This is a genomic window from Methanococcoides sp. (assembly GCF_030594565.1).
Taxonomy (GTDB): Archaea; Halobacteriota; Methanosarcinia; order Methanosarcinales; family Methanosarcinaceae; genus Methanococcoides; species Methanococcoides seepicolus.
In genome coordinates this window covers 1-12710 of the sequence record NZ_JAUVEY010000055.1, presented here as the reverse complement: position 1 = coordinate 12710, position 12710 = coordinate 1, and the positions used below count along the sequence as shown (strand labels likewise).

Below are 12710 nucleotides of genomic sequence, written 5' to 3'. Positions count from 1 at the left end.
TCCACACCTGCAAGGGCTGCTTTGCCAACTGCTTTGTCAACAGCGGAAGCCCTGCTCACATCTTCACAGAATGCCAGGATATTGCTGTCAGTATCAGTGATAATGACCGAATGGGTACCTCCGGTGCGTCTCCATGTCTTTGCATCGGTCTTGAGGTGTTCCACTGCATTGAAGAGAACCTTGCGGTCAAATCTTATGTCAGAAACATTACCGACCTTTTTCTTGCAGGGTCTTGAGCCAATGGCACAACTGCAAAAATCGAATCTTGAATCAGGATCTATGTTACGTTTGGTCTTTCCGATACGGTCCGGACAGATGTCCGCTTCGCATATCAGACGGTCATCTTTGACCTCGACCGATATGATGTCAATGGCGTGATCGATAAAACCTTCACATATTAAAAAACCCACAGCTAGTTCTTCGAACTCCTGAGGGGTTGCAAAAAAAGAAGCAAGAGGGACGCCATTAAGAGAAAGATGGAATTCTTTCTCAACGATGACATCCACATCTATTTCGTTACTGCTGTCTTCCGTAAGCTCGACACCCTTATAAGAAAGATAAGGAGCGGAAGAATCCCGCTCCTCATCACGCCAGAAGTTATTCTGAACGTTCTTTCTTTCAACGTGCCAATCCAACGGCATGATCAAGCAATTTCCTTTATCTTTGCGAACAACTGCTTGAGTGTGTCTTCATTGCTCTGTGTGAACTCGAATGGAGACGTTGTGAACGGCTTGAAGTACATTGGCACGTTGTCGAGCCTGTAGAATGTACCGTCATTCTCCATTGCATCGATGACACCAGGAAGAACAACATCTGAAGCTGTTGTTGTTGGGCATGGAGCAATATCCAAGCAGGTCATTGGGATCTCTGCAAGATAGGATGCAGCATCTGCAGGAATGTGGTTGACAAGGTCAGCACACATAACGAATGCAGCGTCTACGTCCTTTTCTCTCAGAAGATCGACAGTGGTAGTCTCTCCAGGATTGTACCTTGGATAGCCTCTTGAGAAATCAATACCGAACGGGTATCCGTAAAGGTATGATGCGATCTGGTTGAAACCTGCCACATTACAGTGACCTCTCAGTGCACCTAGTGCGAACTTGGTACCGTGGTTGTTGTTAAGCTCTTTAACAAGGTTAAGACCAAGCTCAACGTTCCTGTGCTTGCCTATTGAAGAACCAAGACCAAGACCTACGGAAATGCTACCGAAGTTTGCATTCACCATTACATCGATCATTTCATCCATTACAGAGATAGGTACACCTGTGATCTCTTCCACAGATGGATGTGGACGCTTTCCGTTAAGGATGGTCATCAGTGCGCTCAAAAGCTCATAGTCAGAGTTTGGTTTGAGCTGTACGTGAAGGTCTGATGCTACTGCTGTATCGGTTCTTCTTGGGTCAACGGTAATGACCTTGCGGTCGAACCTTCCTTTCTTGGTCCAGTACCCTCTTGGGAAGACAGCATACTTTGACATGTGTCTTGGCATGGATGCCAGAGGATTGGTTCCCCAATAGATGTTCACGTCCGCCCTGTTCTTGGTCTGACCTGCTGTTGCACCAGCACATCCGCTTTCCTGAATACCCATGACAGTAGGACCGTGGCAGATAGTTGCATTGGAATCTGCTACACCGCCAAGATACTCAGCGATATGAAGACCGACTTCCTGTGCTTCGCATGAGGTCTCACTTCCGAGGAAGAAAAGAGGTCTCTTTGCGTTCACAAGCATCTCTGCTGCCTTCGTAAGTGCTTCGTCCCATGCTGCTTTCTCAAGCTTTCCACCTTTTTTGACAAGTGGGTCCTTAAGGCGGTGTGAGCTTACAACCTCCTGAAACTTAGCATTACCCATCTTGCATGCGTTCTTGACAGTGATCTCGTTATCTCCAAGCTCTACCTGGATATCATCACATGAAGCTCCGCATACCGGACACATAATGTTCTTAAAAACCATATCATTTACCTCCCATATAGAGATTAAGGACAACATCCTCTGCGCTCAATACCTCACCTTCTCCTGCCTCGACAGTCACAGGACTGCCTTTGTAGAGAGGAGAACCTGTTGAGAATGTATACGGATCAATGATCACGTTGGACCAGATAGCCCTTGGCATGAATACATCTCCATCCATCATAACATCTGTACATTTTGTATAAACTATGATGGAATGTTTTTCGTCCTTACTTGTTACTTTTACTTTTTCCGGGCATCCAAGGGATTCAAAATTAGAGGGGGAGATCCAGCATACTGCACACTCCTGTCTGTAAGCCTCTGAATATTTGTTACCACCTTTAGCGAGTCTGCCCTCATCAATGGTACTTCCTGTGTTAAGTAATACTTTCATTATCACACCTCACAGATTCATGTTTGTGTCCTGATAGACATAGAGTGTGCCCTTTGGCTTCTTTGAGATCGCATAGTCCCCAGTGAACTTCATGAACTCGCCAGAGCATTCTATATCATCGAACTTAAGGTCGCTTTCGTTCGCCATGTATTCAAAGCCGGGAGAGAATCTCTCGATGGTACCTTTTACAACAAATGTACCACCGGTCATCTCAGCACCGACAGAGCGGTATGCGTTTCCTTTTACAACGATAAGACCACCGTTCTGGCGAATGCCAGTGTAGTGACCGACATTTCCGCCAACGATGATCTCTCCGCCGCTGATACCGCCACCGAGGTTATTGTTAGCATTACCATCGATAACGATGCGTCCGCCGGACATTCCTACCCACTTACCACGGTATGCACAACCAACATGGTCCATTGCATTGCCTGTGATGTGAAGGAGTCCGCCTTTCAGTTCCATACCTGCCCAAGAGTCAGCATCCCCTTTAACAAGGAGCTGCCCACCTTCCATCTGGGAACCAACATGCATGCTGACAGATCCTTCAACAGTGATCTTGCCTGCAGTCATCTTTTCACCGATACGTTTTACTCTTGAGGTATCGCCTTTGATGACTATGGAAGTTTCCTCTGCGGAAGCACCAGCCTCGCCTTCCACATTAAAGAATGCGGAGAGAGGGAATTGTTCCGGACCCTGCCAAACCTGCAGAGCCTCGATCTCGCCCTTGTTCTTGCCGGCAAATGTATCAGGAGTGATAACATCCGCCTCTATTTTTAAACCAATTTCAGTATTGACTGTAAGAATGACTTCTGCCATGCTCTCACTGCTCCGTGTTTACCTTGATCACTGTTGGGTTGACCAGGTACTTCTCAGGTGTTGGATAGTGGTTAAAACCGTGTGAATAATACCTGAACCATTCCTGAACATCCTTAAGCATTTCTTTCTCATTTGCATCAGGAACGCTCGCGTCGGTGTAATATGTCCTTTTATCAGGGATCATAGTGATCTCACCATCGTGGCAGACAACCTCTCCGCCCTTGATAGTGTATTCAGCAGTGCTGAACTTGTTGATCAGGTCAGAATATTCCCTGGTGTCGATCTTTGTTGGGTCGATGTCGTAAATGGTAACATCACCATCTGCACCGATACCGAAGCTTCCCTTCCTGTGTGCCATACCAATGGTCTTTGCCGTATTAGCACGGGTAAGGATCGCAATGTCGTAAAGGGACATTTCCCTGTCAACGCCGCCGAGTGTACTTCTGTCGTTTGCCCATTTGTGACATTCGCTGAATGTCTGTTCCCTGAACTTCTCGGACATGAGCCAGCTCATGACAAGTGGATACTTGGTGAACGGTCCGCCATTTGGACTGTCGGTTGTCATGATGGTCTTCCATGGATCGTCGATAAGGAGCAGGCACTCAAGACCCATTGCCCACTGAGTACTGTGAACAGGGTTGCTCTTAAGATATGTAAATGGACAGACACCTGAACCACATTCAAGCTCAACATCGGTGTTGGACCATTTGCCACCAGTAAGCACTGAGAGATCATGGATGGAAGGACCATCACCGGTCATACATGTTGCTTCACCGAATGGTACACAACCACTGTCAATGACAACATGGTCAGCGTTGTTGATATAATCTGCAAGGGGCTTGACACCAGACTCGAAATCACGCCAGGATGTGCCGGCAAATGCATTGAACATCATGTGTGTGAGGTACACTGACTGATCTCTGCTTGCATCGATCTTTGTCTCAGCCCAGTTAACACTCATGTTCTGCTTTGCCTTTGTTTTGCTGGAAATACCAAGAGATTCCTTTGTTGTCTTGTAGTTTCCCGGATGACCAAGGTTGTTTGCGTGAAGGTGCATTGACATTGGCATACCGAGCATTTCGTTTACTTCGGTCAGCCCATCGATGATCTCCCTAGAGGATATCTCGAAGTGTATATTTTGCTCATCAAGGGAAGAAACGTTCTTACCCCAGCCCCAGTTCTCAACTCCACCGGGATTGACACACTTGATACCGTATGTCTTATGAGTTCTCATCATCCATGCAACATATGCTGCTGCCCTGTCCATGTCGCCTTCCTTCAAGTAGCGCATCATGAACCAGTTGTTACCGAGAACAAGGTAGCCACCCATATCGAGCATTGGGATGGAGCGCATCTCTTCGTGTGTGTGACGTGCTTCCATTGGAGGAACAGCTGCCTCAAAAGTAGTAGTATATCCCAACTTGGAGTATTCGTAACCTTCCATGTAGACGGATGGTACGGTCTCCCCTGAACCTGAGTGAGCGATAGCAGTTTTTGTCCTTGTTGTCTTGTAACCATCCTCAGGACGCATCATCCTACCGGTATTGACCTTAGCACCGGCAATATGTGAGTGAGAATCCACACCACCAGGCATTACGGTCTTGCCTGTTGCATCAATTATCTTAGCATCCTTCATGTCAGCTGCGGAAAGTTCGGAAACGACCACGCCGTCCTTGATGAAGATGTCCTGCTGTTCACCGTTCACTTCATTGAGCGGATCATAAACATATCCGTTCTTAATTACAATAGTTCCAGCCATTATTCAACCTCCCTCTTCTCAAGCCAGATTGCAGAGACAGGACAGATAAGAGCACATGCACCACATGAGCCACATACTTCCTGATCAACTACATTGACAGTACCGTTCCTTACCTCAAGGAGTGGTTTCTCATCAAGCTCATTTAGTGCACCTGCAGCGAGATCCTTTGAGGAATTCGCATTGACAGGACACATGATGACACAATTGCCACATCCAAGACATGCATCTTCATCTGTCACCAGGACAGAGGTCAATACAGGTGTTGCTGATGGTTTGTTGAGAAGTTTCTTCTCAAACAGAGCTTTCTTGCCCATGTCAGGAATGATCGCTGTCTTCTGGACATCGATAGCATTGACAGGACAAGCTACAGCACATGCACCACAATAGAGACATGCATCAGGACGTTGAGCGACCTTGTCAACTCTTTCTCCAGGAGCCCATTCCGGATTGAACAGTGCATTGCATGGACATACATCCACACAGGTACGGCATGCCTGACAGACATCCTCGTCACGTGTCCATGTACCTTCGAAAGGCTTCTGCACAGTAATAGCATCTGTTGGACATACCTCGCTACACCATCCACAGTGTACGCAGGTTTCCTGATCGATGATGGTCTCACCATCTATGCGTGCACTGCCATCGTTTGCGAGCCACTGCTTGGTCTCGATAGCACCCTGTGGACAGATCTGCTCACATACTCCGCAGTGTACACAATTATCGTTCACAGTTGTCGGTGCGAGCGAGCTGCACAGGAAGTTCTCATCGCATACAGGCTTTCCATCTTCTCTCATCTCAAGGGCACCTGTTGGACAGATCTTAGTACACATTCCACATGTGATACATGTCTCTCTGATATCCAGGTACTCCTTATTTATGAGTCCCCTGGCAACAGGTCCTACTGAACCTATGATCAATGTGTCCTTAGGACAGACCATTGTACAGGTCCCGCAACCAATGCACTTTTCTGGTAAATACACCACTTGCTTGTTATCTTTTGTCTGAACTACTATTTCGTTCATCTCATCTACTCCGTAATTATTGCTCATGCCTGCATGCTTCACAAAGCGCTTCTCCTTCATATTGGATGAAGCTCTCTCCACAATTCTCGCACAGCCTTACTTGCTTGCTTTTCTTGACCGGAACTTCGATCTCTGTAAAAGTGTAAGAATAAATGTTCTCGCCTGCTTCGAGTAAGATCGGCACAACCTCTTCATGACGCACTTTTTCAAGGTTCATGAACCATGCATGCAATCTCGGGTAAGCCGCAGTCTTTTCTGCGTCAAGATATATCCTGACAGCAGGCAGCTTGCTCTCGCCCGGTGCACCACGTTTGTTCACGGTAACAGCCATCTTGCCGTAGTCCTTGATCTTCATTCCCTTATTCCCGGTGGTAGCACCCTCGAGTATCTGGAATGGATCCGGAACACAGTTGGATGTCTCCGCTATAACATAGATGCGTTCCCCTTCCTTAACATCAAGTAATCTCTTCGCCATCGTGAGCATCTGTAATCCTATCATTGCTCCCGAACTCAAGTACCCGTGGAAAGGAATGATCTTCTCGATCTGTAGAAATAGTTCTGGATCTTGCTCTTTTATCCTGTTGATAATAGTATCCATATCGTCCATATGAAGACCTCTTTAATTGTGAAATAACGCATCGAATTGGCCAGATCATTATAGGCTTTGCTTGATAGCGCTGCCTCTAATGTTAAGGAACATACCAGTGAAAATTATATATAGTTTATCGTTGCCGGTCGGATATCAGCAGGAAGTTTAAATAGCCACTGGATTTTGTTTTCACATAAGGAACATATAAGACGGCAAATAAAAAAAGAAAGGCAATATTGAAGCATGAACTAATGAAAATCCATTTACCTCATCAGATTCATTCCACCAGCTCAGCGACCCTTTCGAGCAATTCTCTGGCAGTACCATCATCAGGAGCATGTCTTACAGTGATCTTGCCACTTTCATAGATAAGCACCATCATAGCACCTGAAGTGAAACGGATAGCACCAAGCTCTTCAGAACACCTGAGGAACTTGATGGTCACACCTTCCTCGACGGATAGAGCTTCACATGCCTTTGGAATATCTATCTCATTTTCAAGCTGTGCCTCCACATGAAAAATAGAAGGCTTGCTTGTACAGGGAGCTATCGAACGAATTTCCATATTTACCAGAACCTGATCAAATGTAGATACAAAAAGAAAATAGAGGAATATCAGGAGATGAAATCAACCGTGACACTCTCAACATCCCACAATGATTCCAACTTATCGACAATATCTTCCTTTATGGCAGCTGCAAACTGATGTGTCGAAGGTATATCAAGCACTATACGAACATTTCCTTCCTCGACCACTACCTTAAGTACAAGTTCGGTCCTGATGATATCAAGGCCTGCCATCGGATTCATCACATGCTTCAAACGCTTACTGACAACCTCTGTCGTAGTGGCCTCTTTCTCCACGACCATGCCATGCTTCTCTTCATAATCACGAATAGCAGACCGAAGCCCCTCGACCGCAAGCACAGAGCAATGGGCCTTGACGGGGGGCAGTCCTCCAAGAGCATTGGCCGCTTCCTTCCACGTGATCTTCTTAGCCTCTTCAAGTGTCTTGCCCTTTGCAAGCTCAGTAATAACAGATGCTGTTGCGATATTGGATGCACAGCCATAGGACTCGAAAGAGATATCCTCGATGACCAGAGTATCAGGATTCACTTTCAAGTAAACAGCGACCATATCGCCACATGCAGCACTGCCTTCAAGACCCTTGCCATCAGGGTCCTCCATCTTTCCGACATTCCGCGGATTTCTGAAATGCTCAAGTACCTCTTTTGTGTATGGGAAAGTCATAGAAACACCTCTTATTTTTCTCGATATAAGCTCAATTATCCTCTGCCAGAGGGCTGATGGCCCGCAGATTCGTAACAACATCCTTCAATGCATCGATAATAGCATCCGAATCCTCAATGGTATTAAAGCGTCCGAAACTGAAACGCAGTGAACCGTGTGCCCTCTCATGATCGCCACCGATACCGAGTATCACATGACTTGCTTCAAGAGAACGGCTAAAACATGCAGAACCTGTGCTCACCGCAAATCCCATCATATCAAGATGCAATGTAATGGATTCGCCCTCCACATAATGGAACGTCATATTGGAATTCTGTGGCAACCTGCTGGTAGCACTTCCATTAAGGGTCACATGAGGAATATCAGCCATTGCCCTTTCGATAACTCGGTCCCTCATCGCTGCAAGGCGTTCATTCTCCTCAGGGGTTACAAGTTCCACAGCCTTTGCAAATCCCACCGCAGCCGGAATGTTCTCCACACCGGCACGCCTATCGGACTCCTGGAATCCTCCATCCATCCATTTGTCGATCGGAGTTCCTTCACGTATATACAGTGCACCGATACCTCTGGGGCCATGTATCGTATGGGCTGACATTGTCACAAGGTCCACAGGAAGTTTGCTCACATCCAGAGGAACCCTCGTAAAACTATGAGTTGCATCAGTATGCAACAAAACATCCTTATCATGACAGATATCAGATATAGCTTTAAGGTCCTGCAAAGTGCCGATCTCCTGATTTGCCTGCTGAATGGATACCAGTGCTGTTTGCGAAGTGATGGCATCGCTGAACATATCGAGGTCGAGGACACCTTCCCCATCGACATTTATGAAGTCTACCTTATAGCCCTGCTTATCAAGTTTCTTTGCCGTGTTCAGCACAGAGAAATCTTCCAGACGGGATACGATCAGATGGTCATCCTTCTTTCCTTTCAGAGCTGAAAGCACTCCTTTTATTGCCATATTGCTCGATTCAGTGCTTCCTGAAGTGAATACGATCTCGCCAGCTTGCGCACCAAGTCTTGATGCAATGACCTTACGAGACCTTTCAAGTCCTTCCTTGGCATCAATACCCATGGAATAACCGAATTCAGACGTAGCAACTGCATAAGCATCAAAGAAATACGGTTTCATCGCTTCAAGTACTTCTTCATCAAGCCTTGTACTTGCAGCATTATCAAGATAAATTGTCTCATTAAACATCTGGCAATACACCCTTTAAATTAAATGGAATAAGATATTGAACCGATCTGCCAAAATAAATGTAATGATAAAGGCAATTTAAGGCAGATATCGGCGAATATACAAAGTTATATCGGCAACTGTATAAATCGTTAACTATCTGCCATAAACTTAAAAGAAGAACAGGCAGATAAACTACCTGTTTTAACAAAGATCATACGGACTTTACGATAGCTTCAGCGATCTTTGCAGCTTTTACACCGGACTCCAACATACCACCAAAGGTCGGACCCATTCTGGAAAGACCAAAACATGTAGCTGCGGCCATTCCAGTAACCACAAGACCAGGGAATATCTCAGAAGTGTTATTGACCACAGCATCTTCGGAATTATCAACATCCATTCCGGAGAAACCTTTAAGGTCTACCAGGCCACGGCTCGCCAGGGAGTTGGCTACAACCGCATCATGCCCTGTTGCATCGATAAGGCATTTTGCCTCGATGGCCACCGGGTCAACACATGTGATCGCACGCGGTAATGCTGAAACAGGTGTCCAGTTGGTAACAGCACCTGATACACGACCATCCCTGAGAACCACATCATCGAACTTGTTCATGTTCAACATGAAAGCGCCTGCATCACAGGCAGCGGAAATAAGTTTTGAACATGCAGAAGGTGCATCTGCTACATAGAGACCTTCCTTTATGTGAGGTACTTCCTTGTAAGGAACTCCAAGCTGGTCAAAGATCCTCTGTGCAGGTGCTCTTACTGTGACCTTGTTCATCAGGTAACCACCTAACCAGAAACCGCCACCAAAGTAATTGTTGCTCTCAAGCACAACGGTCTTTATGCCTTTGGATGCAAGATCCCTTGCTGCCACAAGACCACTTGGTCCTCCGCCAACAATGATCACATCACTTTCGATGTGATTAAGGAAATCTCCAAGGAATTCTTCAACTATCGAACGCGTAATATCTTTTTCAGTTGCTTGTGCGAATTGATTCATAATATACACCTTTTAAGGGATGAACTGCAAATTTCACAGGGAATTTTCTTGTTCTTATCAGATCGAAGGCCAGAATGTGCATCGAGCTGCAGTCGAACACATGGCAACCATGCAATCCAACCAAATTATTAAATACACAATCGTGACTTCACGATAGTGAACTCTTGATATCTTATTTAGCCATTGCGCTTGATAGCAAAAAGATCAATAAAAAAGGAATATAATCCAAGTAAAACAGTAGGACAAAATGACCAACTAAACAAAAGCTGGCCTTGGATCAACAATAGTTCGTAAAATTCAAGATGCTTATAATTCAGTAGGTCCCGCAGGACAGGCATCGTCCCCGGTCCTTAAATTTCTGCATATATCACATATCTTTGCAGAAACGTTATCGATCTTGCCTTCCTGTATCTCAACGGCCAGACGGGATATCGCCTCTTGTATATCGTCATCGAATTCGATACGATAACCTCTTTTTTTGGTCAGGTACTGAGAAACGGCTGAAGGCGCCATACCAAAGAGCCTTGCAACTTCCTTTTGAGCAATTCCATTGTTCACAAGCTCAACCGCAAGTGCTGCACGTATCGCAGGAAGGACATCCCATACTACTGCCTGACAAGGAGTTTCCATTTTCATGATAATACCTTCGGACACTTCACAATGACTTATAGTTTGTCGTATCCTATATAGCTATTCACTATCGTGAAATTTTTGAAAGTTGAAAGCTTTGCATGATATGGGTCGAGAACTGGACCTACGTAAAATACAAAGGAGAAGATCTTTAGATCGGATGCATAATTTGTAGTATTTACTCCATTCTAATTACGTGCAGTATTGACCTTAAGGTACTATCCTGATTCTCATGTACATCCCTTGTGCTTAACGTTTTCCTATTACCTGATATCATGGGTACATATCTTTTCAGGATATTGTTTTAGAGAGACTTATCATCAAAACTCGTATTTTGTAATCCAGTCATAATTGCTATCACACGAATTTTTCCTTCATAATCGTCCCTTATACGTGCTCCCCAGATAATATTTGCATTCGGCGAAAGTTCGTATGTAAGGGATGCTGCAATCTCTTCTGCTTCCTTCAGGTTGAGGTCTGGACCACCTGTAATGTGTATAAGGCTGCCTGTTGCGTTCCTGTAGTCGGCATCAAAGAGTGGCTGATTGAGTGCCATGCGAGCAACGTCGTTGTTTTTGCCCTTATTATCGCTGCCTCCGAAAAACATAATAGCAAAGCCACCACCTCCCATGATAGCACGGATATCAGCGTAATCGAGATTAATGAGAGATGGCTGTGCAATACACTCAGTAATTCCTATTACAGTCTCAGCAATCAGCTGGTCCATAACAGAATATGCCTGCTCAATAGTTAGGTTTGGAGTGTGGTCAATAAGTCTGTTGTTGTCAAGAACGATAACTGTGTCAGCTGCCCTGCGGAATTCCTTAATACCTTCCTCTGCCTTTATAGTACGTACACGCTCTATTTTGAATGGGGTAGATACCACACCTATTACAATAGCGCCCTGTTCTTTTGCTATCTCTGCAACAACAGGTGCTACACCAGTACCGGTTCCTCCACCCATACCAGCTATTACGAAAACAAGGTCACTTTCCTTGAAAATCCCTTCAAGAGTGTCACGTGCAAGTTCTGCACATTTTGTACCAATTTCAGGATAACCACCAGTACCCAAACCTCTTGCAAGGGTCTTACCGATAAGAATCTTTTTGTCAGCACGTATGTGGCTAAGATGCCGTTCAACAGTGTTTATAGCAATTGTTTCGGCTCCCTTTATACCCATATTATAAAGACGATTTATAATGTTGTTTCCAGCGTCACCACACCCGACAACTGAAATACTGGGCAATCCAAAAACAGAATCAAGTTCAAGAGTGTCTCGCATACTTTCATTATACTTTAAAGCATCCTGAATTATAGATGAGATTCCACTACCCACTCCATATGAATTTTCATCTATTATATCAAATTCATCGGCGATTGTTATTTTGCTATCTTCATCTTTTTGAGAATCTGAATTGTCAGAATTCAATGATTTAGGCTTTATGTAGTTTGCTAATTCAATAAATTGATTGTCTGGAGCATCTTTATTATTTTCAAACCATTCGAATTGTTTTTTTAATCGTAATGATAATTTTTTCAATCCAGTAGCAGTATTTTCATACTCTATATGTCTTGAATGTGATATATCAAAAGGAAGATGAACATCACATTTCTCTTTAATTAGAATAGTACCTGTTTTACATGCATGCCTTAATCCTAATTCATAAAATACATTAGGATTTGGATAAGTGATGTCTGCAACTACATAATCAGATGGCATTAATCTTTTTAAAATGTCGTTTGTAATAACTCCCGGGGTGTCGACATCGTCTGCACGTGTCACTTCTAAATCGGTTTTCGCCCTTAAGATAGCTTCTTTTATGAGATCGTCATATTTACTCCGAAGATCTTCGGAGTAAATTTGTTTGTCTCCGATTATTTGATCACCGATTGGCATTATCACAAAACAAGTTTCAACCATGGATAAACACTACCTTCATGCAATTAAGAAAGCACATATTAAGTAAACCTTTCCACATCCTCGCACATTAATCATTCTCCTATTGACTGATATCATTGTATAGGAAAAAATACCAAAAGCGATAAACCATTCACTCTTAATGCTCATGTAAAGGAACGGTTGGAGATATGGGAAAGTGTTTGAAGAAAGAA

The 12710-nt window shown here is 44.5% G+C and carries 12 protein-coding genes and 1 pseudogene; all 13 read right to left on the bottom strand.

Annotated features, from left to right (window positions below):
- Positions 1 to 641 (bottom strand): formate dehydrogenase accessory sulfurtransferase FdhD (locus QAS77_RS06195; RefSeq protein ID WP_305064492.1); only part of this gene is annotated, 641 nt, incomplete at its 3' end.
- A gap of 2 nt (positions 642 to 643) precedes the next feature.
- Positions 644 to 1951, bottom strand: a complete 1308-nt coding sequence (locus QAS77_RS06190) for a formylmethanofuran dehydrogenase subunit B (protein ID WP_305064491.1) — start codon at positions 1949 to 1951, stop codon at positions 644 to 646.
- A 1-nt stretch (position 1952) separates the two neighbouring features.
- Positions 1953 to 2342 (bottom strand): molybdopterin dinucleotide binding domain-containing protein, encoded by a 390-nt coding sequence (locus tag QAS77_RS06185; protein WP_305064490.1) that lies wholly within the window; start codon positions 2340 to 2342, stop codon positions 1953 to 1955.
- Between the two features lie 9 nt (positions 2343 to 2351).
- On the bottom strand, positions 2352 to 3161 hold the full coding sequence (locus QAS77_RS06180) for a formylmethanofuran dehydrogenase subunit C (RefSeq protein ID WP_305064489.1): 810 nt from the start codon (positions 3159 to 3161) through the stop codon (positions 2352 to 2354).
- Between the two features lie 4 nt (positions 3162 to 3165).
- Positions 3166 to 4920 (bottom strand): formylmethanofuran dehydrogenase subunit A, encoded by a 1755-nt coding sequence (locus QAS77_RS06175; RefSeq protein WP_305064488.1) that lies wholly within the window; start codon positions 4918 to 4920, stop codon positions 3166 to 3168.
- Positions 4920 to 5942, bottom strand: a complete 1023-nt coding sequence (locus tag QAS77_RS06170) for a 4Fe-4S binding protein (protein ID WP_250867986.1) — start codon at positions 5940 to 5942, stop codon at positions 4920 to 4922. Before QAS77_RS06170 ends, QAS77_RS06175 begins: the two co-directional genes overlap by 1 nt.
- Before the next feature lie 16 nt (positions 5943 to 5958).
- Entirely contained in the window at positions 5959 to 6549 is a 591-nt protein-coding gene (locus tag QAS77_RS06165) for an FmdE family protein (RefSeq protein ID WP_305064487.1), read from the bottom strand.
- Between the two features lie 259 nt (positions 6550 to 6808).
- On the bottom strand, positions 6809 to 7096 hold the full coding sequence (locus QAS77_RS06160; protein WP_250867969.1) for a hypothetical protein: 288 nt from the start codon (positions 7094 to 7096) through the stop codon (positions 6809 to 6811).
- A 50-nt stretch (positions 7097 to 7146) separates the two neighbouring features.
- Positions 7147 to 7782 (bottom strand): iron-sulfur cluster assembly scaffold protein, encoded by a 636-nt coding sequence (locus tag QAS77_RS06155; RefSeq protein WP_305064486.1) that lies wholly within the window; start codon positions 7780 to 7782, stop codon positions 7147 to 7149.
- A 31-nt stretch (positions 7783 to 7813) separates the two neighbouring features.
- Entirely contained in the window at positions 7814 to 8983 is a 1170-nt protein-coding gene (locus tag QAS77_RS06150) for a cysteine desulfurase family protein (protein WP_305064485.1), read from the bottom strand.
- A gap of 193 nt (positions 8984 to 9176) precedes the next feature.
- Positions 9177 to 9968, bottom strand: coding sequence for a sulfide-dependent adenosine diphosphate thiazole synthase (locus QAS77_RS06145; RefSeq protein WP_305064484.1), 792 nt, complete (start codon positions 9966 to 9968; stop codon positions 9177 to 9179).
- Positions 9969 to 10274: 306 nt separating this feature from the next.
- Positions 10275 to 10598 (bottom strand): transcriptional regulator, encoded by a 324-nt coding sequence (locus QAS77_RS06140; RefSeq protein ID WP_442920362.1) that lies wholly within the window; start codon positions 10596 to 10598, stop codon positions 10275 to 10277.
- Positions 10599 to 10929: 331 nt separating this feature from the next.
- Positions 10930 to 11922, bottom strand: a pseudogene (gene ftsZ, locus QAS77_RS06135) (cell division protein FtsZ); the annotation flags it as partial.
- Between the last annotated feature and the right edge of the window lie 788 nt (positions 11923 to 12710).

What these genes read in the sequence shown, in the direction of transcription:
- QAS77_RS06185 (WP_305064490.1), bottom strand. Translation starts at nt 2,342, where the DNA reads ATGAAAGTATTACTTAACACAGGAAGTACCATTGATGAGGGCAGACTC.
- QAS77_RS06175 (WP_305064488.1), bottom strand. Translation starts at nt 4,920, where the DNA reads ATGGCTGGAACTATTGTAATTAAGAACGGATATGTTTATGATCCGCTC.
- QAS77_RS06150 (WP_305064485.1), bottom strand. Translation starts at nt 8,983, where the DNA reads ATGTTTAATGAGACAATTTATCTTGATAATGCTGCAAGTACAAGGCTT.
- QAS77_RS06165 (WP_305064487.1), bottom strand. Translation starts at nt 6,549, where the DNA reads ATGGACGATATGGATACTATTATCAACAGGATAAAAGAGCAAGATCCA.
- QAS77_RS06180 (WP_305064489.1), bottom strand. Translation starts at nt 3,161, where the DNA reads ATGGCAGAAGTCATTCTTACAGTCAATACTGAAATTGGTTTAAAAATA.
- QAS77_RS06155 (WP_305064486.1), bottom strand. Translation starts at nt 7,782, where the DNA reads ATGACTTTCCCATACACAAAAGAGGTACTTGAGCATTTCAGAAATCCG.
- QAS77_RS06190 (WP_305064491.1), bottom strand. Translation starts at nt 1,951, where the DNA reads ATGGTTTTTAAGAACATTATGTGTCCGGTATGCGGAGCTTCATGTGAT.
- QAS77_RS06160 (WP_250867969.1), bottom strand. Translation starts at nt 7,096, where the DNA reads ATGGAAATTCGTTCGATAGCTCCCTGTACAAGCAAGCCTTCTATTTTT.
- QAS77_RS06145 (WP_305064484.1), bottom strand. Translation starts at nt 9,968, where the DNA reads ATGAATCAATTCGCACAAGCAACTGAAAAAGATATTACGCGTTCGATA.
- QAS77_RS06140 (WP_442920362.1), bottom strand. Translation starts at nt 10,598, where the DNA reads ATGGAAACTCCTTGTCAGGCAGTAGTATGGGATGTCCTTCCTGCGATA.
- QAS77_RS06170 (WP_250867986.1), bottom strand. Translation starts at nt 5,942, where the DNA reads ATGAACGAAATAGTAGTTCAGACAAAAGATAACAAGCAAGTGGTGTAT.